Origin of the sequence: Formicincola oecophyllae (assembly GCF_006542395.2) — a bacterium.
GTDB classification, from domain to species: Bacteria; Pseudomonadota; Alphaproteobacteria; order Acetobacterales; family Acetobacteraceae; genus Formicincola; species Formicincola oecophyllae.
Map to the genome: position 1 here is coordinate 521,623 of NZ_CP038231.1, position 20,229 is coordinate 541,851.

20 protein-coding genes are annotated in these 20,229 nt (G+C 57.6%); 12 read left to right on the forward strand and 8 right to left on the reverse strand.

Annotated elements, in window-relative coordinates:
* Positions 1 to 13 precede the first annotated feature (13 nt).
* Positions 14 to 1,342: a 5-demethoxyubiquinol-8 5-hydroxylase UbiM gene (gene ubiM, locus E3E12_RS02350; RefSeq protein WP_141442894.1), complete on the reverse strand. Its 1,329-nt coding sequence runs from the start codon at positions 1,340 to 1,342 to the stop codon at positions 14 to 16.
* Positions 1,339 to 2,004, reverse strand: coding sequence for a nitroreductase family protein (locus E3E12_RS02355; RefSeq protein ID WP_141442895.1), 666 nt, complete (start codon positions 2,002 to 2,004; stop codon positions 1,339 to 1,341). The genes ubiM and E3E12_RS02355 overlap by 4 nt, the downstream gene beginning before the upstream one ends.
* Positions 2,005 to 2,214: 210 nt before the next feature.
* Between E3E12_RS02355 and E3E12_RS08780 the strand changes: the two genes are divergently transcribed.
* On the forward strand, positions 2,215 to 2,901 hold the full coding sequence (locus E3E12_RS08780) for a LysE family translocator (protein WP_168194357.1): 687 nt from the start codon (positions 2,215 to 2,217) through the stop codon (positions 2,899 to 2,901).
* A 355-nt stretch (positions 2,902 to 3,256) separates the two neighbouring features.
* Positions 3,257 to 4,315 carry a hypothetical protein gene (locus E3E12_RS02365; RefSeq protein WP_141442897.1) on the forward strand — a complete coding sequence of 353 codons (1,059 nt, stop codon included), beginning with the start codon at positions 3,257 to 3,259 and terminating at the stop codon, positions 4,313 to 4,315.
* 20 nt (positions 4,316 to 4,335) lie between these two features.
* On the opposite strand, the gene E3E12_RS02370 is transcribed toward E3E12_RS02365, so the two are convergent.
* The gene (locus E3E12_RS02370; RefSeq protein ID WP_141442898.1) at positions 4,336 to 4,677 is read right to left on the reverse strand and encodes a hypothetical protein; all 342 of its coding nucleotides are present in this window, start codon (positions 4,675 to 4,677) and stop codon (positions 4,336 to 4,338) included.
* A 235-nt stretch (positions 4,678 to 4,912) separates the two neighbouring features.
* Here E3E12_RS02370 and hisB point away from each other — a divergent pair, with 235 nt between their 5' ends.
* From hisB to E3E12_RS02390, 4 genes are all read left to right on the forward strand, one after another.
* Positions 4,913 to 5,659 carry an imidazoleglycerol-phosphate dehydratase HisB gene (gene hisB, locus E3E12_RS02375; protein ID WP_240810545.1) on the forward strand — a complete coding sequence of 249 codons (747 nt, stop codon included), beginning with the start codon at positions 4,913 to 4,915 and terminating at the stop codon, positions 5,657 to 5,659.
* Positions 5,660 to 5,661: 2 nt separating this feature from the next.
* Positions 5,662 to 6,339, forward strand: coding sequence for an imidazole glycerol phosphate synthase subunit HisH (hisH, locus tag E3E12_RS02380; RefSeq protein WP_141442899.1), 678 nt, complete (start codon positions 5,662 to 5,664; stop codon positions 6,337 to 6,339).
* Between the two features lie 57 nt (positions 6,340 to 6,396).
* Complete coding sequence (locus E3E12_RS02385; RefSeq protein WP_141442900.1) at positions 6,397 to 7,038, forward strand: GNAT family N-acetyltransferase; 642 nt, start codon at positions 6,397 to 6,399, stop codon at positions 7,036 to 7,038.
* An 86-nt stretch (positions 7,039 to 7,124) separates the two neighbouring features.
* Entirely contained in the window at positions 7,125 to 7,889 is a 765-nt protein-coding gene (locus tag E3E12_RS02390) for a DNA/RNA non-specific endonuclease (RefSeq protein WP_168194358.1), read from the forward strand.
* Positions 7,890 to 8,511: 622 nt separating this feature from the next.
* Here E3E12_RS02390 and E3E12_RS02395 read toward each other — a convergent pair.
* Complete coding sequence (locus E3E12_RS02395) at positions 8,512 to 9,321, reverse strand: hypothetical protein (RefSeq protein ID WP_149498228.1); 810 nt, start codon at positions 9,319 to 9,321, stop codon at positions 8,512 to 8,514.
* Between the two features lie 294 nt (positions 9,322 to 9,615).
* Between E3E12_RS02395 and E3E12_RS02400 the strand changes: the two genes are divergently transcribed.
* A complete protein-coding gene (locus E3E12_RS02400; protein ID WP_141442903.1) occupies positions 9,616 to 10,128 on the forward strand; it encodes a conjugal transfer protein TraD in 513 nt (170 codons plus the stop codon).
* 92 nt (positions 10,129 to 10,220) lie between these two features.
* On the opposite strand, the gene E3E12_RS02405 is transcribed toward E3E12_RS02400, so the two are convergent.
* Positions 10,221 to 10,424, reverse strand: coding sequence for a hypothetical protein (locus tag E3E12_RS02405; protein ID WP_141442904.1), 204 nt, complete (start codon positions 10,422 to 10,424; stop codon positions 10,221 to 10,223).
* A 326-nt stretch (positions 10,425 to 10,750) separates the two neighbouring features.
* Positions 10,751 to 11,011 carry a hypothetical protein gene (locus E3E12_RS02410; RefSeq protein WP_149498230.1) on the reverse strand — a complete coding sequence of 87 codons (261 nt, stop codon included), beginning with the start codon at positions 11,009 to 11,011 and terminating at the stop codon, positions 10,751 to 10,753.
* Positions 11,012 to 12,768: 1,757 nt separating this feature from the next.
* Here E3E12_RS02410 and E3E12_RS02420 point away from each other — a divergent pair.
* The 4 genes from E3E12_RS02420 (at position 12,769) to holA (ending at position 17,958) form a co-directional block, all read left to right on the forward strand.
* Positions 12,769 to 13,245, forward strand: coding sequence for a DUF3576 domain-containing protein (locus tag E3E12_RS02420; RefSeq protein WP_240810587.1), 477 nt, complete (start codon positions 12,769 to 12,771; stop codon positions 13,243 to 13,245).
* Between the two features lie 59 nt (positions 13,246 to 13,304).
* A complete protein-coding gene (gene leuS, locus E3E12_RS02425) occupies positions 13,305 to 15,983 on the forward strand; it encodes a leucine--tRNA ligase (protein ID WP_141442907.1) in 2,679 nt (892 codons plus the stop codon).
* Between the two features lie 8 nt (positions 15,984 to 15,991).
* Complete coding sequence (locus tag E3E12_RS02430; protein WP_206338657.1) at positions 15,992 to 16,834, forward strand: hypothetical protein; 843 nt, start codon at positions 15,992 to 15,994, stop codon at positions 16,832 to 16,834.
* A gap of 77 nt (positions 16,835 to 16,911) precedes the next feature.
* Positions 16,912 to 17,958, forward strand: a complete 1,047-nt coding sequence (gene holA, locus E3E12_RS02435; protein ID WP_141442908.1) for a DNA polymerase III subunit delta — start codon at positions 16,912 to 16,914, stop codon at positions 17,956 to 17,958.
* A 36-nt stretch (positions 17,959 to 17,994) separates the two neighbouring features.
* Here the strand turns inward: holA and E3E12_RS02440 are convergent, their stop codons facing one another.
* Together E3E12_RS02440 and E3E12_RS02445 are read right to left on the reverse strand one after the other, a co-directional pair.
* Positions 17,995 to 18,291 carry a hypothetical protein gene (locus E3E12_RS02440; RefSeq protein ID WP_141442909.1) on the reverse strand — a complete coding sequence of 99 codons (297 nt, stop codon included), beginning with the start codon at positions 18,289 to 18,291 and terminating at the stop codon, positions 17,995 to 17,997.
* Positions 18,292 to 18,416: 125 nt separating this feature from the next.
* The gene (locus E3E12_RS02445) at positions 18,417 to 19,721 is read right to left on the reverse strand and encodes an NYN domain-containing protein (RefSeq protein WP_141442910.1); all 1,305 of its coding nucleotides are present in this window, start codon (positions 19,719 to 19,721) and stop codon (positions 18,417 to 18,419) included.
* A 270-nt stretch (positions 19,722 to 19,991) separates the two neighbouring features.
* Between E3E12_RS02445 and E3E12_RS02450 the strand changes: the two genes are divergently transcribed.
* Positions 19,992 to 20,195, forward strand: coding sequence for a cold-shock protein (locus E3E12_RS02450; RefSeq protein WP_141442911.1), 204 nt, complete (start codon positions 19,992 to 19,994; stop codon positions 20,193 to 20,195).
* Positions 20,196 to 20,229 lie beyond the last annotated feature (34 nt).

The window sequence follows — 20,229 nt, forward strand, 5'->3', positions numbered from 1 at the left end:
GAGGCGCCTATGTTCAAGCAGGATCCATCAACATGCGTGTCACATGCTTTTTGAAAGGGGTCAGGTGCTGGGCCACGCGCAAACCCATTTTGCGCAGCAGGGGGAATGGCCCATCATCACGCGTGTAGAATGTGGCAATAGCATTGGTGCCAGCGAACAAGGGCACTGTAGCGCGGCGCAGGCGCCGCCCGAATGCTGCCAGCCCTGCTGCCGCGCCAGGGTCTCCTGCACCGTCAAGCGCGCTTTCAGCCAGCATCTCCACTGCCCTAATGCCATAGTTGAACCCATGGGCGGTTATGGGGTGCATGCCAACAGCGGCATCACCCACCAAAGCCACGCGCCCCGCATGGAAGCGGTGAGCATAGACGGCCTTCAGCGGGTAGGAGATGCGCCCGCTGTCCAGTTTCAAAGGACCAAGGCGTCCCCTGGTGCGCTCCGTTATCTCAGCTGCGAAGGCCTCAGGGGTGGCGACTTCAAGGCGCGCGATCTCATCAGGGGGCAAGGTCAGCACCAGGGAGGTGACATGCCCTGCGCCTTGGCGCGTGCGGGTGTCATCAGCCACAGGCAGCAGGGCAATGGTTTGGCTTTCATCAAACCATTGCAGCGCTGTGTGGTCATGCGGGGCTTCATGGCGCATACGGCACACCAGAATGGAAGTGTGGAAATCATGAACGATGCTGCCAATGCCTGCCAAATCACGCAAATGGGAAAAGCGGCCATCAGCTCCCACTACAAGGCGCGCCCGCACAGCTTTGCCGTCATCCAAGTTCAGGCGGGCCTCTTGCCGGCCTTGCTCAAGGCCTGCCACAGCGCAACCAGCGCGCACGTGGATAGCAGGGTGCGATTGCACCGCCTCCCACAGGGCTTTGCGTATGAGGTGGTTGGCCACAAGCCAACCCAAAGGCGCAGCGCCTTCCCCTGGGGCAGCTGGGATGCCGGCATTGCCTGTGCCGTTCATCCTGGCGTCTGTGGCTTCGAACAGCAATGGCATGTCCGTGGCTGAACCGCTTTCCACGCGGGCAGTATTCAGAGGGCAGATCGCAGCGGGATCTATGCGCCCCCACACCCCCATGGCCTCAAGCCAAGCCCGCGTGTGGTGGGTCATGGCGATTTCACGCCCGTCAAACTGCGGGTTGGCCAGGGCTGCTTCACTGCGCTTTTCCACCAGGCACACACGCCAGCCGTCCCGTGCGAAAGCCAATGCGGCAGCCAGCCCGGCTGGCCCACCACCAACCACCACGACATCCTGGTCAGGCAGGTTCAGGCCATCCTGGGCATTCAGGGCAAATGGAGGGGCAGAAGCTTGAGTGGGCTGCTGGCTGTGATGTGAATGATGGCTCATGCTGGAACCCCCTTGCTGGTTTGGGTCGTCTTGTTAGGGATGGCTGGATTCAATCCATATTGAATGAAGTCTTTTGGCGCAGTGCGCAGCTTGCGCAGTCCACGCTGGCGCGCTTCCACTGTTGGGGTGCCAACCAGCATGAGCCCAACCAGCGCTGGCACGTTTAAGGCCCGGCAAAGCCCAGCATCCTGGCACCAGGGGCCGCTCACCCACTGTCCGCCATAACCCGTCATGAATAAAGCGTTGAGGAGGTTCATGGCGCCAGCGCCAACGCTCAGCAGTTGCTCATCTTCAGGGATGCGCCCTTCCTGAGGGGCCCACCCCAAGGCAAGCACCATAGGCGCCTTGAGGAGGCGCTCACGCCATTTCTGGCGTTTGGAAGCAGGCGCCCCAGCCATGGTGCGGGCAATGGCCGCGTCACTGGCCGCTGCCAGTTCAGCGCGTTCGCCCCCCTGAACCACCACCAAGCGCCAAGGTTGAAGGTGGCCATGGTCAGGCGCACGCAACGCAGTGGTCAGCACTGCCTCGAGCACAGCGCCTTGGGGGGCTGGTTCGGTCAGCTCAGCTGTGGAGAAACGGTCCAAAAGGGGGGCCAGCACATGGTCTGCCCCTTTGAGGCTGGTTACTGGAGGGGAGGGTGGATTGGCACGGGGTTCGCTCATCTTTCCTGTATGGCGTGCAGTTTGGAGCGCATGCAATATCCTTCACTATACGGTTTTGTGAGAAAGGGCCTTCAAAGGTCCTTCAAATCCTTGCGCAACAGCGTTCTAGCGCTTCCCTTCCCCACGCCCCAGCAAGGTTCCCCCATGATTCATGGTGGTGCTTGCTGCCCATGCTTCCTATCCAGCCCTGGTTTCAGAAAGGTCCGCGCCGTGCCCACCCCTGCATCACTGTCCACTTTGCTGACTGCCTATGTGACAACGTCAGTTCTGCTCACTCTTTCGCCTGGCCCTGATGCTTTGCTTGTGATGCGTTCCAGCTTGCGTGGTGGGCGCCTTTTGGGACTGGGTGTGGTGGGTGGCATTATGACCTCTTGGGCTGTTTGGGGAACAGCCGCCATGCTGGGCCTCGGGGCGTTGATGGCCTGGGCGCCACGTGCCTTCACGCTGTTAAAAGCACTTGGTGCGCTTTATCTGGGTTGGTTGGGCCTGCGAATGCTCTGGGGCTGTTTCATAGCACGGACCACCACTGCTGAAGGCGCTCTCCTTCAAGGAAGCTCAACGGCTCCTCCCCAGAATCGGGCAAGCTTCCAGCGCTTTGCTGGAGGCTGGCGCACAGGGGTGTTGGCCAACCTCACCAACCCTTTTGTGGGGCTTGTGACCATAACTTTGTTTCCCCAATTCATGCCCCCAGGGGTGAACGTGCGCGCCTGCACAGCTTTGCTGACAGCCCTGCAGATGATGGTCGCAGCCATGGTTTTCGGAAGCTTGGTGGTGGTGACGGCGCCTTTGGCGAAACTCTTGGCCAGGCCACTTTACACACGCTTGATTGATGGTCTGTGCGCCGTGGCCTTAATAGGGTTCGCGTTGGCATTGGCGTTGTCACACTTGAAGGTCTGATTAAGCCTTGCTGTGACTACGCCCCTTTGCGCCAGCATGGCTTGCGCTTGCTGGGAGGGGGCTTTAAAAGCGGCCTCTTTCCTTTTTCCAACCAGAAATTCTCTGTGAGGTTCACCCCTGTCCGGCCCCGAAAAGGCCAGGACAAAAACATAAGGTTCTTGCCATGGCAGGTCTGTTTGAGAAGTGGTTTCCGGGCTGCCCCCTTTATGGGGGGGGCTTGGGATTGTTAACAGGCTTGACGCTGTTGGCAGCGCCAACGAATGCAAAGGCGCAGGCAGGCGCGCCAGAAGCCTACCCCAATCATCGTCCGCCCAGTCTCGGACCCACGTTATTGGGCAATGACCTGCAAAAGGCCATGAATAATCTTGACGGCGCCACCAAATCAGGCGCTGCGACCACCACGCCCAGCAAAGCTGCTCAGGCGCCCATTATTAAAACTGGCCTGACAGGCGCCCAGGCGCCAACGGATGCAGCCAATCCTACCCAGCCCACAAGCTGGCTGGATAGGTTGGGGGCATTTTTTGGTGCTGGCATGGACGTGCCAGAGCAATTCTCCACAGGCACCTTGTACGCCCCTTACCCCGCCCTGGATGAGGAGGGGGAGCTGGTCGTGGAACCCTACATGATGTTCACCAGCCCGCGTGGCGATTTTGGTCCCCAAGGCCAAATGACTCCCAGCAGCCGCGACAACCCACACAGCACGAACATGACCCAATACTGGTTCATCAACTACGCTGTCACTGACCGCTTCACTGTCGCCATCTACCCAACATGGACCTACACGTGGGGGGCGCATCAAGGTACGTCCTCAGTGGAGTTCGAAGACCTGCCCTTTGATTTGGAATATCGCCTCACGCCAGATTACGCCCCGTCCGTGACGGCCTATTTGGGCGCCATTGCCCCTACAGGCCATTACAAGGGGCGCAACAAGCCCTACAACATGGTGGGAACGGGAATGTGGGCGCTCCACTATGGCCTTGAAAGCCAGCTAGCCTTCCCTGTTTGGGGCCATGCGCTTAATTTTCAGATTTGGGCCCAGGCCTGGCAGCCCATCACGAGCGCCCGCTTGGGGGGCAACACCACCTATGGAACCACCCCAGGCTTCAAAGGCCACGCCCATGGCGGCTTCTACGGCGATGAAGGCGTGGGGGCTGAACTGGGCCTGACCAAACAATGGGTGCTAGCGCTGGAACTCTACCACACTTGGGCACAGGGCGGCACCACGGCAGGTTGGCAGGATGGCCAACACCAGAAAAGCCACGACCCCTGGTCAGGCAGCTTCAATGTTGGGCCTGAAGTTGAATATAACTTCAATGAGAACTGGGGCGTTGTAGCCGGCGTTATCATACCTGTTGTGGGCCACAACATCTCAGCTGACCTCCAGCCACAAGTGGCCATCAGCTCAGTGTTTTGAAAAACCCTTGGGGTGGGCGCTCAGCCCAGTTCGCTTGCACGCGGGTGCTTGGGGCTGGCGTCATAGCCATGGTCGATGACAGGGCTAGTCGCTGCCTTGGGTGTGATCAGCGCGGGGACAGGCGCGCTGTCCTCGCGCGCCACTTTGTTGAATACCTTGTAGATCACATCACTGATAGGGCAACCGATGGTCAACGTTTGGCTGGGTTTGTCTAGCCCATTGAGGTGAAGCGGATGGGCCATTTCAACAATAGTCGTGTCATGAGGGCCAGCGTAAACCGCAGCGATTTGATCCACATTGAGGTAAACCCGGCGCTGTTTGCCAGCATTGTCCAGCACGCGCAAACTGGTAACCTGAACCATAAAATCCTCTCCGAAAACTTTCAGCTCAACCCGTGCCGCCGGCCAAGAGCTACCTCTAGGGAGGACATCAGCTTACGAGATGCCCAGCCCCTAAAACCATTCCTTCACCCCTAAACCATCAGGCGGGGCCTGCAAAGCTTCCAAAACGTTGTTCTGCCATGACTGTTCGTGCACGCTTATGTTGATGGCCTCTCAGAGCTTTCCCCCAACTCAACGCGCTGCTATAAGGCCGGCCATGACCACACAGCAGCCCTCTGCCGCTTCCAGCCGACGTCCCCCCATCCGCCAGGGGGAACGCCCCATGCGCCGTCCCCAGCCCCAGGCGTCCCACAGTCATGGCCCCTCCCCCAAAGGCAGGGCCAAACGCTCTGCTGAAAACCACGGCCAACCCGGCGGACGCACAGCCAAGTTAACCCGCAAAACTGGGGAAACAGGTATTTTCGTGCAAATTGACCTCGATGGTGCCGGCCAGGTGCGCGCTGACACCGGTATTGGCTTCTTCGACCATATGCTTGCAGCCCTGGGGCGCCATGGTGGCCTTGACCTGTCCATCGTCGTCAGCGGTGACCTGCATGTGGATGACCACCACACCATTGAGGATGTCGGCATCGCTTTGGGGGAGGCCTTCTACGAAGCCATTGGCGACAAAGCCGGTATTGAACGCTTCGGATCTGCCCTTGTGCCGCTGGATGAAGCGCTGTGTGAAACCGTCATTGATGTTTCTGGCCGTCCCTTCATTGCCTGGAACGTGCGTTTTGAGCGCGAATATGTCGGGCGTATGTCCACTGAGATGGTGGAGGAATTTTTCCGCGCCTTTGTCATGAGCGCGCGCGTCACAGCCCACATCAACCTTAAGGCTGGCCACAATGGCCACCACATCGCTGAAGCCGTGTTCAAGTCATTCGCCCGCGCATTGCGCATGGCTGTGGCCCCCGACCCCCGCCAAGATGGCGTGGTACCTTCAACAAAAGGCGTTCTGTGAACATGCGTGTCGTCGTCATAGATTATGATGGCGGCAATCTGGCTTCTGCTGCCCAAGCGGTCCGCCGTGCGGCCCAACAAGCAGGCCTAAAGGCCACAGTGGACATTTCACGCGATCCAGAACACGTGGCCAGCGCCGACAGGTTGATCCTACCAGGTCAGGGCGCCTTTGGCGATTGCATGAAAGGGCTGGAGAAAACCGGCCTGCGCCCTATTCTGGAAGGGGTCACGGCTGAACGCGCCCTTGGTGGCAAAGGTACCCCTTTTCTAGGCATATGCGTTGGCATGCAGCTGATGGCGGAATCAGGCACTGAACACGGTCAGCACAAAGGCCTGGGTTGGGTGAAAGGCCACGTGAAACGTATGGATGGTGTTGAGGCGGCAGGATTACGTCTACCCCACATAGGCTGGAACAACCTCTACTTCAATCAACGCCACCATGCCCATCCCCTTCTTGATGGGTTGGAGGATGGTTGGCACGGTTATTTTGTCCATAGTTACGCCTTGATGGGGGCAGAGGCTGCTCAATGCTTGGCCAGCGCTGATTATGGCTTGCCTATCCCTGCCATTGTGGCTGAGGGGTGCCGGGCGGGCACCCAGTTCCATGTGGAAAAAAGCCAAGATGTGGGCTTGCGTTTTCTGGGCAATTTCTTGCGCTGGAAGCCAGGGATGCACAGCTGATGAAAAGGGGCGGCCAGATTCAGAGTGTGTCGCCTTTGCTGGTTTGGAGATCGTGCCATGGCTGTTAAAATGGTTGCTGAAAATTTTGCCGGCAATGTTGGTCACACCAACAACCGCAAGGAGCACATTTACGGTGTTGGCCATCAAACATTTCAAGTTCAAAAACGTGAGCGCCTCAATGACGGCGAACGCCATGAGCTGGCAGAAGCGGCCTTAGCGGCCATTCTGGAAGGGGGCGCACTGGAATGGTATGTTCCGCCTGCGCGTGACATCATCGAACATTGGTTTGATGGTGTATGCTTGGCGCCCACACGCCAACTCCTGGTCGTGCACGATGACAACAACCAGCTTTGTGGCGCTGCCATCCTGGGTTTGCCCATGGGCACAAGCAACCTGATTGCCCCCCGTGCTTTGCTTTGCAATTTGTTTGTTGCCCCCTATGCTCGCAACCAGGGCCGAGGCACTGCCTTGGTGGAGGCAGCGGCCCGCACAGCCAAACGGGCCGGCGCACAGGTTCTCAATGCGGAGATACTGGAAAGCCGCTTATTCGGCCGCAAATTACTTTTGCGTTGTGGTTTCCAGCATTGGGGGAGCCATCCATATTATGGCCGCTTGGGCGGTCGCCCCCATGGACCTTGGGTGCATGGTCTGTGCTTCAGCCGCGATCTCACCCATAGTGCCTTGAAAGCTACGCTGTGAACCCCTTTGTCCGGGCCTTTATGAGGCGCTGTGGCGCCCCGCTTCTGAACCGGGCTCTGCAGCGCTGGCCGGCACTAGGCCCAGTCATGTTGATCGGTCTTGTGCTTTTTGTACTGTGGATGACGTTCCGCGCTACGCCACACCATCGCCATGCGCACCACCACAGCGTCATTTCCAGCCAGGGAATGACTATGCAAGGCCCTGTGGGTAACCCAAAGGAATGTGCCCAACTGTTTGAAGGAGGCAAGGCCCCAACAGCCGGAGAGGTACTCTGCAATCGTGATTATGCGGTAGGTTATGACTCATCCCGCAAGGAGCCGCTGTGGTCAGCTGAACGTCTTAACCGGGCCCAGGTCAAAGCTGCCGAGGCCCTCCATGGCAGGGCAAGCTTCCATGAGGACAACCGGCTGCCCAGCGCCCAACGCGTTGGTGCTGATGATTACCGCCGGTCAGGTTGGAGTGCTGGGCACCTGACCCCTTCCAGCGACATGCCCGACCCTGAAAGCCGCTGGGAAAGCTTCGCCTACAGCAATATCGTCCCCCAAGACGGCACCATGAACAGTGGGCCATGGCTTCAACTTGAAGAACAGACGCGCCATTTAGCGCAAAAGGACGGTGTGGTTTACGTTATCACCGGGCCAGCTTGGCATAAGAGAGTGGGGGTCATAGGCCAGGACCAGCTGGAGGTGCCGTCCTCTTTCTGGAAAGTGGTTTACGCGCCTTCAACTGGGCAAGCCATGGGGGCGGTTTGCCACAACGAGCACACTTTCCAGTGCCGTCGTGTCAGCGTGCAGGCCATTGAACAAGTTGTTGGTTTCAGGCTGTTCCCAGCCCTGCCATCACAACCTTGAACTGAATTTCTAACGTTGGGAGGAAGGCTGGCCAGGTGGTTTGAGCTTGCCCCAGGCTGAGTCAGCATTGGCCCAAGGGGTGGTTAGCCCACAAACGCTTACATGAACTGGTGCCATGATGAAAAGGGCAGCTACCGCCACACATCCCCAACAGAATCGTGCGCCCCAGCCTGGGCAGGCAGCCCCAATGATGATGGCCATGACTAAACCATACACCACCAGAATAAAGGCCCTGTAAGTCAACCGCGCCCATGAGGCGAGGTTGTGGTCAACTTGCCCCCACCAGCTGAGGGGGGGGCTGGTTACGCTTTGTGCAGGTTGGTTGATCCGAACTTCGGCATGGGTTCCAGCAACGCCCGCCTGGCTGCTTCGCGGGGGGGAAGGTTCGGCCACGGCGGGAGCGGTGGGAATTTCTGCTGCCATGTCCGCATCAACGGTGCTGGATGGGCCTGGCAACGTCCCCAGCGTTCCCGTGACTGCAGGTGGAATGGTTTTGCTGCGCTGAATGCTGCTTGGCATCCCTACCCCTGATGAGCGTCATTGTTGGTAGGTCCTGCAGCCCTTTTGCTGTATGGCTGCAGGCGTCCCAGATTACACCCCACGCCTGAACGCGGCTTGACTGTTACTGACCTGATTTGGCGTCAGAGGGGGCTGGGGGCTTTAAAAGATCTTGCTCCGCCTGCTCCGCCTGTTTTTCTAAGGCTTCGCGTTGCTCTGCTGCTTTCATCTGCGCCTTGATGATGAAGCCTGGCACGCCACCATTGATTTCCGTATCCACCACAGCGGCAGAAAGGTCAGCGCGGCCATCAGTGAACTTCGGCACAATGCGGGTCGCCGTGATGGTCAGGACATGCTCCTTGCCTTTGGGCCCCACCGTGACAGTGGCCACGGCCTTGCCGGCCCCATTGGGCGTCAAGCATGTCATGGTGTTGGTGGCGGCATTGACAAGGGGCTTTTGGTGGGCAGTTTTCCCACTGCCCACCGTGACCAGATCCAGCAATTGACCACTGATCAGCGCTGTGAGGCTGCCAGGGGCGCAATCACCATCCTTGCCTGTGCCAATGTGGAAAACCGCTGTGTCCTCAACACGGATGCTGCCTGTGTTGAACTTCACACGTTCGCCTTGTGCTGTTTGGCTGACGCGTGCTTCCTTCACATAAAGGCGCTGATGGTCAGCTTGGATGAAGCCCATACCATCCTGGTCTGGAATGATGGCTCCTTCAGAAGGGGTGAACATCGGCAGAGAGGCTGTGGTGTGATCCACAATGCCAACGCGCCACCCCAAGGGCCCAGGTGCGGTTTGGCCATCAGGGCCAATAACCATTTGCTTGGTTGCAGCCTGGGGGGCAGCATGGGCCAAACCAGGCACGATAGCCACAGCCATGAAGGCTATATAGACCAGGGGACGGGAAAAGAACGTGTTGGTAAACATAATCACGTGGATCCTTGCAAGGCGCCATGGTTTTCAAACACCAGCAGGAAAACCTCCCAAAGCGTCAAGGACATTGTAAACCATCATTCACAGCACACCAAGACATCGAATTAAAAACCCATTTCCTGTCACTGATTGATTATTCAAAACACACTTTTCCTATGCATGATTCAGAAACCTATTTGCTAACTTAGCCTATTTAACAACCTCATTGACGATGTTAAGCAAAAAGGCTTAAATCAATTCACAAAATTCATTCTATCTTCAATTATTTTTGTGTGGGAATTTGCCCCTGTGACCTCAACCATTAATTTTACTACCGCCAACAAACCCAAAAGGCGCGGCCCGCCCCCAGCAGCAGAGCAAGCGAAGAAACTTTTGGCCCATCTGGCCAGCCTCAAAAAACGTTCGCGCCAGCAAGACATGCTGCTTAGCCTCGCTGGCATTGCTAATCGCACCCCACAGCAACAGAAGACTTTTGACACCCTTCTGCGTGCTGAAAAAGCAGCCGACCGCGCTGTGCGCGCTGCCACCAAAGCTGCGAAAATCGTTAATGCCAAAGCACGCGCTGAACGGCGCCAACGTGAACAAGGCATCACGGAATGCGCTGAATTGCTTGTATTGGCTGGACTGCTTGACGACAAAACAGGCCACCCTATTTGGGAGACTTCTGAACTTCTAGGGGCATTAATTGAAATTGCTAATCAGCCTCAAAAGAAATCCCATTGGAAAAGTGTAGGCCAGGCACGCCTGGCACAAAAAAAACTGCGCCGCTCCAGTAAAGAAAACCCTGAGGAAGAGGCATAAAACCTCCTCCTGCGCTGTTGCTTAAAGCAGCCATAAAAAAAGGCCACTTCCCGTGGGAAATGGCCTTGCAACGTTAAGCGCTGTGGAGGCGCTTAAGCGGGTTGATAGCCTGTTGGCAGCCCAAGGGCGTTATAGGTGCAGATGAAAGCACCACGACGCACAGATACCGCTTGCTCATCAAAGCTCATCAAGCCGTCCTGTTCATGATTGCCCAGAAAAAACTCACCTGTTTTGCGGCCATCCTGGCCATAGACGCAAACAACGCGCCCTTGTTGAATAGCATGACTGATTGCCATGATCGTTACTTCCTTTTCTGGCTTCATCGTGCAGCAAGTATACCGACTGCCTGTGAAGCTTCTTGGTTGTTTATGGAGCTTCCAAACCATTAGAGCGCCGTTGCGCCCCAACTCCATTCAATTGGTTATTTACCCTTTAACCTTATAGAATTTTATTTCCAGGGTCAAACTTTAATTTTACCATTACTTTTAATAACTAAATATTAGTTACAATAAACACGTAAGCCAACATTTCATCCCATGATGATGGCAGCACCATGGCAAACAAGCACCCTTAAGGGGCGGTCCATGGTTACCCCATTACACATGGCCTAGGGGACAGAGGGTCAGTCGTCCTGTTCCTCTGGCGGCTCCTCTTCACCAAAGTCGTTAAAGGGAAACTCCCCTAACGCCGTGACCTCCGCATCCTGCGGCAGCGGCCAACCCCACGTGGCTGCCCGTGCATAGTAAAGCTGGCGCCTATAGCGGGGAGGACGCAGTTGATCCAAGACGGGCGTCAACGTGGCTGTGATGACATCATCAACCTCGATTTCCCCCTCTTTAAGTGCCCTCATTAAATCTTCAGGGAACTTGAAAACCATTTTCATGGACTTCATTCCTCACATGTTCTGGCGGCCAAACCATTCAGCAGCCTCCATTTAAGATGGGGATCAAAGCCTTTTGTGACCACCCTTGTGGAGCGCCTTCACCATTACTTCCAAGGTTGATAGGGATTGGCTGGCTTTTCACAAGGCAATCTCAAAGCTGAACCAGCTTTTTCAGCACGCCTCTGCCTATGCTATCGCTTATTATTGCCGCCTAAGACGCACATCAGGTAAAAAGCCTTCTGCAGCACTGTGCCTCCGTGGGCAGCTACTGCAGGGCCGGCCTAAAGGCGTTTGGGCCGGCCCACTGCTCAGGCGTGCTTAAGGCCATATATCAGGGCCACTGCCATTCCGAAGAAAACCGCGTAGAAAACAAGCGTCCTTGCGGGGTGCATAAAAACGTGTTCAAGGCACGCATTGGCCAAGGTCGAAAGAACATTCATGACTGGTAGCGCCGGTTTTCACCAGGACTTCCCCCGCTTTAATGATGATAGATGGTCAGGATGAGATTTGATATCGCAGTTACTGCACCCAAAAGAGTGCCAATAACAAACCAGAACGTATAGCGCTTCATTCTCACCATGTGCTGGATTTCGCGCTCTGTGTTAAGATTGTTTATCATGTGATGGCCCTTTCATCATGTGTTAGGCCTCGGCTGCTACCGGGGCCACCAGCTCCCTGCTGATACTCTTCTGCATCCATTTTGTGGATAATACGCCCCGACAAACCCGACAACGCGCTACCCCTCCAAAATCCTCTTGGAGGTTTTAAAGGCCTTCCGCCAACTGGCCAGACCCTCTGGTTGGCTTCTCCAGGCTGCCAGGAATTCCCTTTGTAGCGGGAGGCTGGATGGAGATAGATGGCGTTATGAGTGGAGCCACCAGTCCATTGCAGTTGCCCAGGGTATAGACAGGCACCCCTGCAATCAGGGCAGGCGTGAAAACAGGTAGCTGACTTGGTTTGAAATCCTCAAAACCTTGGTGGTTCTGGCATTCCACAGTGGACACGTGCACACCTTCAAACTTCCCAGCTGCCAATGAGTAAAACAAAACCCAGGGGAGTAAAACACCCTGGGCTTATTTGGCAGATAACTGCCAATCTTTAAATTGCATGGTGTCCGCGGGGGGATTCGAACCCTCGGCCCCAGGATTCTTCCCGCTTCGGCTTTCGCCGCCGCCAGGGCACGCAGTGCGCACCACAACTGGCGTTCGTGGGCTGGACTGTCTCTTGGCCCGCTTTGCCGCTTTTAACAAGCCATGCAAAGGGGGGGCCTCGCCCGTACAGTCTCTACACCTTCCCAACTTGGCCAGGGCCAGGCTGGGCTTGGCTCGGGATTGGCACGGCCAGTTCCATCCGTGGAGGCGAACTGCCAGAGCTTTCCCCGACTTTGAGCGAATCCACCAGGGGCTTTTCAACCCCGGCGCCCAATTTGACCGCACCAGCCAAGCAGCTGGGCGGGCCGTTCAGGAATCCTGTGCTCTATCCTGCTGAGCTACGCGGACACACAGGCTTTACTTATCCCCACACCACCATCAATGGCAAGCCTTCCCTGCAATGTGGGGTGGTGGATTTTCCTGCCTTTGGAGGGTATGGGTGGAACAAACACCCTGGCCAAGCAGTGTCAGCCGCCACAGAGCAAGGCTGGCACCAAGCAAGGGCATGATGCTGGGCACGGCAGCTGCCACAACCTTTGGGAGAACATGATGGGGAGCGTGAAACCGCGCCGCCTGTATGGCCACGTTGTGCTGGGCCTGCTGGCAATGACAATGCTGGCGGCTTGCAGCAGCCCGCGCAACCCCAGCACACTGGCCGTCCCGCACAACCACCTTTTGGGCACAGACCGCAACGCCCAAGGTGGCACGGATGAACTCGATGGAGGAGTGAACGCCTTCCTGTGGCGAGCTTCCATAGACACATTGTCCTTCATGCCGCTTTCATCTGCTGATGCGCAGGGGGGGGTCATCCTCACAGATTGGTACCAGCCACCTGGCTCACGCGATGAGCGTTTCAAGATCGCCTGCTACATCATGGACAAGCGCCTGCGTTCAGATGCGCTGCGCCTGGCCGTTTTTAGGCAAACGCGCACCGTTACCCCCCTCAACCCTGACAAACCAGACGGTCCTGCCACTTACGGTGAATGGGAAGACACCCCGGTGGCCCCAGCGACCACATCAGACATCGCCACCCGTATTCTGGAACGTGCCCGCCAGCTACGCACAGAGAACAAGCGCCGCTGAAGCCAGCCACCTCTTCCTTGCCCTGTCCCCAGGTTTCCCCTCTGCCTGAAGTGCTTATCATGACCCAGAACACCCCTTCCGCTTCCACACCAGAAACACCCGCTGAAAGCGTAGCTTTTGATTTTAAAAGCCGTGAACCTTTCTGGCAGGCCCAGTGGGACCAGGCGCGCCTTTTTGCCGCCCCTGACCAGCCTGCGCCCGCTTCAGGCGACAAGAAGGGCAAGTATTATGTTCTGGAAATGTGGCCGTACCCTTCTGGGCAGCTCCACATGGGCCATGTGCGCAACTACGCTTTAGGGGATGCCGTGGCGCGCTTCAGGCGTGCTCTGGGCCATGAGGTCATGCACCCCATGGGCTGGGACGCCTTTGGGCTGCCTGCTGAAAATGCGGCGCGCGAACGTGGCGTCCACCCAGGTGAATGGACGCGCGCCAATATCGCCGCCATGCGTGCCACCCTGCAGCGCCTGGGCTTCTCCTTGGATTGGGAGCGCGAAGTCGCCACCTGTGATGCCGACTATTACGGCAGCCAGCAAAAGCTGTTCCTGGATTTGTTGAAAGCAGGCCTGGTGGAACGCCGCGACAGCCAGGTGAACTGGGACCCTGTGGACAATACCGTCCTGGCCAATGAACAAGTGGTGAATGGTCGTGGCTGGCGTTCAGGCGCTGTGGTGGAGAAAAAGACTCTTTCACAGTGGTTCTTGAAAATCACCGCCTTTGCTCAGGACCTGCTTGATGGCCTCGACAACCTCCCTGGCTGGCCAGAGCGCGTGCGCACCATGCAGGAACGTTGGTTGGGCCGTTCATCAGGGGCGCGCTTTAGGGTGGTGGTTGACAGTGAGGGTCCGTTCCAGGGCCAGGGCATTGAAGTTTACACCACGCGCCCTGAAACCCTTTACGGCATGAGTTTCATCGCCCTTTCGCCAGAGCACGACATTGCCTGCAAATTGGCCCAGGAAAATCCTGCAGTCGCTGCTTTCCAAGCTGAATGCCGCGCCAGTGGCACCTCTGAGGAGGCTTTGGCCACTGCTGAGAAGAAAGGCTTTAACACGGGGCTTTTCGTCAGCCACCCCTTTAACCCTGACCAGAAGATCCCTGTTTGGCTGGCTAATTTTGTCCTGGCTGATTATGGCACAGGTGCTTTGTTCGGCTGCCCATCTGGTGACCAGCGGGATTGGGACTTCGCTACCAAATACAACCTGCCCATCCCCTCCGTGCTGGTGCCAGAGGATGAGGATGTGGGAACTTGGCAGCCTGTTGGGCCTGTAACAGACCATGCAGCCAGGCTGCGCCATTCTGGCCCGTGGAATGGCATGAAATGTGATGAAGCAGCACCCTTGGCAATCAAGCGTTTAGAGGAACTGGGCGTTGGCGAAGGGCAGGTCAATTGGCGCTTGCGCGACTGGGGCGTTTCCCGCCAGCGTTACTGGGGCTGCCCTATTCCCGTTATCCACTGCGCCAGCTGTGGGGTGGTGCCCGTGCCAGAAGGCCAGCTGCCGGTCGTGCTGCCCGAAGATGTGACCTTTGACCGCCCAGGCAACCCCTTGGACCACCACCCAACCTGGAAACACGTTCCCTGCCCCCAGTGTGGCAAGCCTGCCCAACGTGAGACAGACACGTTCGACACGTTTGTGGACAGCTCCTGGTATCCGGCGCGCTTTGTGACCCCCCATGCGGACGCCCCCATCGACCGTGCCCTCACAGATGCTTGGATGCCGGTTGACCAATACATCGGTGGTGTGGAGCACGCCATCCTGCACTTGCTTTACGCGCGCTTCTTCACGCGCGCTTTGCAAAAGACAGGGCATGTGGGTTTTGCCGAACCTTTCACCAACCTGTTTACACAGGGCATGGTGACGCATGAAAGCTACCGCGATGAAAGCGCCCCCAACGGTCAGCAGTGGCTTTACCCTGAGGAAGTCGAGAACCGCGGCGGCACTGTAGTGCGGCGCGACAACGGCAAGTCTGTTCAGGTGGGGCGCTCGGAGAAAATGTCCAAATCCAAGCGCAACACTGTTTCGCCTGAGGACATCATCACCCGTTTTGGCGCGGACACGGCGCGCTGGTTTGTGCTCTCAGACAGTCCCCCTGACCGCGACATGGAATGGACGGCGGCAGGCGCTGCAGCAGCAGGGCGTTTCATGCAGCGCCTCTACCGCATGGTGGAGAGCGTAGCCGCCTTTCCCACCCCCAAGGAGGACAACCAGGGGCCCCAGAATAACGCTGCGGCCAAGGCGCTGCGGCGGGCCACCCACAAAACCATTGCTGCTGTGACGGAGGCGTTCACAAACTTTGCCCCCAATGTGGCCGTTGCCCGCTTGCATGAACTTTCAGGGGCGATGGCCCAGGGTCTTAAGCAAGCCAGTAAAAAATCAACTGACCCAGCCTTGGTGGCAGCGCTGCGGGAGGCCGCAATAGCCCTGGCGCAGTTGGCAGCACCCATTGTGCCCCATTTAGCTGAGGACATGATGGCTTTGCTGGAGCCAGGCAGTGCCATGGTGGCCCAGCGCCCCTGGCCGGTTGCTGAGCAAGCCCTGTTGACTGACGACACAGCCACCATAGGGGTGCAGGTTATGGGCAAGGTGCGCGGCACCGTCACTGTGGCCAAAAACGCCAGCAAAGAGGAAGCGCTGGCCGCAGCCCAGGCTGAACCCAACGTGGCCCGCGCCCTTGAGGGTAAAAATATCGTCAAGGAAATCTATGTTCCTGGGCGCATCATTAATTTCGTGATCAAGGGCTGAGACACGCCATGCGCCAGGGACCAACCACCAACCACTCTGCCCACCCTTTGCCTGCTTTGCGGTGCAGCGGGTTGGCGCTGGCTTTGGGGGGTGCCCTTTGCGCCATGGCGATAGGACTGAGTGGTTGCGGTTTCAAGCCGCTGTACGGCCAGGCCGCTGTAACATCCAACGGCCAGCCATCCACAGTCCAGCAGGAGATGAGCAAGATCTACGTGGCCAACATTGGTGAGCATTTCGGTCAGGTGATGCGCGCAGCCCTCCAGCAAAGCATGGGGGGGGACAAACCTGCTGTCACAGATGCTTACACCCTTTATGCCACAGGCGGTGTCACTTATGAGACGCTCGACATTCACCAGGACAACACCTCAGGCCGCATGAGAATGATGGGTTGGGCTGATTGGAAACTTTACACAGTGGGCGCCAACCCGCGCTTCCTGGCTGAAGGCAACGCCACCACGCTGGATGGCTTCAACCCCACCCTTGACCAGGTGTTCGCTGAAACGCTGAACTCAGAGACAGCTGCCAACCGTGTGGCCCAGAACCTTGCAGCGGCTATCAACCAACAGGTGGCGGTCTATTTCCGTTCCCACTTGGCGCCAGGGCCACGTACCACGATGAAGCCTGGCACGTACATCAATGTTGAAGGTACGCCAGGCAACCCCAACGCTAATGAGCAGGATTTGGGTATTGATGGCTTCCCCGCCGCGGCAACGGGTCGCAGCAATGGTAATGGCTTCAACCAGAGCGACATTTTCACGGGCAACCATTTGCCTGCTGGCGGCCCTTCCTCGGCGCCAGGCTATGGCGTGGGGCCCCAGCCAGGCCCTGTTGAGGAAGGCATCGAGCCGTGACCAGCCGTAGGCACGCTCACCATGGCCCTGCAGGCAAAGCCAGCAGGCAGCCCTGACCTCAGCTGGAATGACCCACTATGAGTGAGATCAAGGGGCGCGACATTCCCCCGGCCCTGCAAAACCCCGGCCAATGGCGCACCATGCTTTTCCATGGTGATGACGCGGGCCTGATTGCCGAGCGTGCCAGGGCTGCCGCCACACAAGTGGCGGAAGGCACAGACCCGTTTCGTTTTATCACGCTTTCCGTTGAGGAGCATGCACGCCTTCCTGAGGAAAGCGCCGCCATGACATTGGGTGGGGGACGGCGCGCCATCCTGGTGCGTGATGCGGGAGATGCCCTTTTACCGCACCTCAAAGCAGCCTTAGCCCAACCAACGGACACGCTCATCGTGCTGGAAGCGGGCGCTTTGAGCACACGTTCCACATTGCGCAACTGGGCACGCAAACCCACTGATGTAGCCTCCATTGGCTGCTACCCTGAGACAGGGCGTGATTTGGAACGTACCATCCAAACCGTGCTGACCCAGGCAAGCCACGGCGCGCCGCCGCGGCTGAGTAGTGCGGCGCTTAAATGGCTTGCAGAGCATTTGGCTGCTAACCGCGCCCTTGTGCGTTCTGAGGTGGAGAAGTTATCTTTGCTAGGCAGTCCAGGTCAGACGCTTAGCCTTGACGATGTGCGCGCAGCCATTGGTGACAGCGCTGAAGGGTCCGTGGAACAAGCGCTCCTGCATGGCTTCGCAGGCGACCCCCAGCAGGCTGACCGCCTGCTTGACCGTGCCTTGCATGAAGGGGCACCTGCAGCCAAGGTCACTTGGGCCCTTTACCGCCTGATTGAACGCCTATTGGAAGCGGCGCAGCTGATGGAAGGCCTGCCAGCCCCTGGCCAAACGCCGGGCAGGGGTTGCACCCCCATGGAGGCCCTCAAGCAAATCAAGCCCCCGGTTTTCTTCAAGCAACAACCCCTTTACGCCAAAGCTCTGAGCCGCTGGCCCCACAAGGCATTGCTTGGCCTGCACAAACATGCCCATGACTTGGAGCTGGCCACCCGCCAAAGCCCCCTTGAAGCTGACCTAGCCTGCCGGCACTTCCTGGCTGTGCTGGCCCAGCACAAGGGGCGGCGCTGAAACCCAAATCGGTGCTGCCCCCCATTCCAGCCCTCCTCAGGGGGTGGTGGGAATGCTGTGGCGCACGCCAAGCTCCTGGTCCAGAAACCCCTGCGGGATCTGAACCTGCCGGCATGTCCAGTATTGTTCACCATGAAGGGAAGGCAGCAGGTTCCAACGGAAATTCAGGCGCGAATTCTCAGCATCACGCACAGAGTTGCATGAGGTCAGGTCAGGGTAAAAAGGGAATGTCTGTAAGGTGGGGGAGGACTGAGTCTGTTTATTGACGGACTGACCTCCAGGCCCCAAAAGCATGAAGGCGGTAACAAGGGCAGTGGCTGCTGAAACACTCACGGCAATGGTTCCTCACAAGAATTGATCCTTACAAAAGTAACCTTCCCAGCATTGCCGTGGGAAGGCCCCGTTTGCGTTAAGCAATCCCTGTGAAGCCATCCATTCCCATGGAGGACGGCCCACCTTTAACCTGTGACAAAGCGAAATTCATCACGCACCCAACGTTTGTCGTTGTCTGAGAGGTAGTCAACCTTGAGGCAATTGCTGACATGGCGCAGCAAGCGCCCATCAACACGCCCTGGCACGGAGGGGGGCGCCAGGGAACGCACCTCATAAAGCTCTTCCTGGGAGAGGGAACGCGACAGTTCCTCTATGGCGCGGTGGGCCGTCAGCTCATGGGCGCGGCTTGTGATGGCGTCAGCAATCTGCATGGCTGCCGCTGAAGGGCGCTGGGCATGATCAAAACGGCGTTTTTCGACTTCCCGCCGCCAAGCCACCAATTGTTCTGGCGTGGGACAGGACTTGCCTTGTAGGGTTTGAAGGGATGTATTCTCTGTTTCAAGATCACTGCCCTCAGTGACATCCTTGCCTGCCTCCGGCGCAGCTTCATGGTTTTGCTGTGGTGATTGGCCACACTCCCCCTCTTGGGTGCTGGAAGTGTCTTTCACGGCATCCAAGGGCTTTTGGGGGGGAGGTTCCGCTGGGGCGTTGCCTTCCTCATCTGCAGGGGCTTGCACTGATCCTGCTTCCTGGCTTGGCTGCCAGCTCTGATTGGAACGCACCATGCCTAAGGCGCTCATGTCCCTGTAAGTGTCGCATTCGCGTTTCATGCGCGTGCTGACGGATTGGTAGCGCCCAGCGTTAACCAGACCGATGAGGTGCACACGCGCCCCATTAATTTGCGCTTCGCGCACGGCCTCCAGCAAGTCCTCATCACCTGAAAGCAGGAAAATGTCAGTTACCGCCTTGTCACGGGCATGACGTGACATGTCGAGCGCCAAAAGGACGTCAACGCCTTTCTGTCGCCCATCAGGAGCCAAACGCCCCAAGCGCAACTTGACCAGATCCGTTTCAGCCAAGCGCGTGTGGTCAGGCAGAACGATGTTGCCGTAGATAGGCGAGGCATCATACCAACAAATACGAAACAGCTCCTTGCAAGGGAACATGCTGGTAACGCGCGCTTTTAAGCGTTCGATGGTCAGCTTGTCATTGAGTTCAATGTCACGCCGGGTGGGCGCCCAGCTGCCGTTACCCTCAGGAGAAAGCCACGTGGCGGCAACTGCGTAGAGGTATCCGGCGTCAACCATGATGACGGAGCGCCCAGGCGCTTTGCTGATCTCTGCCCATTCAGCCAGCTCCGCCGCCTCATCCACATGATCTTGGGAAAGGGGGCTAGTCGTGTCTGAAGGGTAGTCCGGTTCAGTTGAAGAGGCATCAAGGGGTTCTGGTGGCAGGCCGTTACGTAGGCTGCCATGGGCAAGGGAGGTCATAGTTTAAAGGGGCTCGCTAATCTAAACAATTTCTAGGAGGGGAGAATCTGCTGTATCTCAATAAGGCATTGCGGGGTCAATACGAACTAACAATCATGCATGATAACTAGAAAACCCTTTTCCGGCCACGCCCCAAGCGCCTCTCCCAAGGTTGGGGCACGCTGACTTGACGCCCCAAAGACCTCATGGCCTATGATGCTGCTAATGCCTGCCTATGAGGTGTCACAGCTTCTGCGCGAGGCAGGCACACAACACAGCAATGAGGTTGCCATGCCCATCGGCACAGTTAAATGGTTCAATCCGGAGAAAGGCTACGGCTTCATTCAGCCACGTGACAAATCAGAGGATGTGTTTGTGCACATCACCGCCGTGGAGAAAGCTGGCCTGAGCACCCTTTCAGACAATCAAAGCGTTGAATACGACTTGGAAACGGGCCGCAATGGCCGCGTTTCAGCCACCAATCTGCGGGTTTGAGGGCGCTCTGCTGGTGCTGCCACTTTGCCTGCCA

Coding starts and splice junctions, on each gene's coding strand:
- ubiM (WP_141442894.1), bottom strand. CDS start 1,342: ATGAGCCATCATTCACATCACAGCCAGCAGCCCACTCAAGCTTCTGCC.
- E3E12_RS02355 (WP_141442895.1), bottom strand. CDS start 2,004: ATGAGCGAACCCCGTGCCAATCCACCCTCCCCTCCAGTAACCAGCCTC.
- E3E12_RS02365 (WP_141442897.1), top strand. CDS start 3,257: ATGAATAATCTTGACGGCGCCACCAAATCAGGCGCTGCGACCACCACG.
- E3E12_RS02370 (WP_141442898.1), bottom strand. CDS start 4,677: ATGGTTCAGGTTACCAGTTTGCGCGTGCTGGACAATGCTGGCAAACAG.
- hisB (WP_240810545.1), top strand. CDS start 4,913: ATGACCACACAGCAGCCCTCTGCCGCTTCCAGCCGACGTCCCCCCATC.
- hisH (WP_141442899.1), top strand. CDS start 5,662: ATGCGTGTCGTCGTCATAGATTATGATGGCGGCAATCTGGCTTCTGCT.
- E3E12_RS02385 (WP_141442900.1), top strand. CDS start 6,397: ATGGCTGTTAAAATGGTTGCTGAAAATTTTGCCGGCAATGTTGGTCAC.
- E3E12_RS02390 (WP_168194358.1), top strand. CDS start 7,125: ATGTTGATCGGTCTTGTGCTTTTTGTACTGTGGATGACGTTCCGCGCT.
- E3E12_RS02395 (WP_149498228.1), bottom strand. CDS start 9,321: ATGTTTACCAACACGTTCTTTTCCCGTCCCCTGGTCTATATAGCCTTC.
- E3E12_RS02405 (WP_141442904.1), bottom strand. CDS start 10,424: ATGGCAATCAGTCATGCTATTCAACAAGGGCGCGTTGTTTGCGTCTAT.
- E3E12_RS02410 (WP_149498230.1), bottom strand. CDS start 11,011: ATGAAAATGGTTTTCAAGTTCCCTGAAGATTTAATGAGGGCACTTAAA.
- E3E12_RS02420 (WP_240810587.1), top strand. CDS start 12,769: ATGACAATGCTGGCGGCTTGCAGCAGCCCGCGCAACCCCAGCACACTG.
- leuS (WP_141442907.1), top strand. CDS start 13,305: ATGACCCAGAACACCCCTTCCGCTTCCACACCAGAAACACCCGCTGAA.
- E3E12_RS02430 (WP_206338657.1), top strand. CDS start 15,992: ATGCGCCAGGGACCAACCACCAACCACTCTGCCCACCCTTTGCCTGCT.
- holA (WP_141442908.1), top strand. CDS start 16,912: ATGAGTGAGATCAAGGGGCGCGACATTCCCCCGGCCCTGCAAAACCCC.
- E3E12_RS02445 (WP_141442910.1), bottom strand. CDS start 19,721: ATGACCTCCCTTGCCCATGGCAGCCTACGTAACGGCCTGCCACCAGAA.
- E3E12_RS02450 (WP_141442911.1), top strand. CDS start 19,992: ATGCCCATCGGCACAGTTAAATGGTTCAATCCGGAGAAAGGCTACGGC.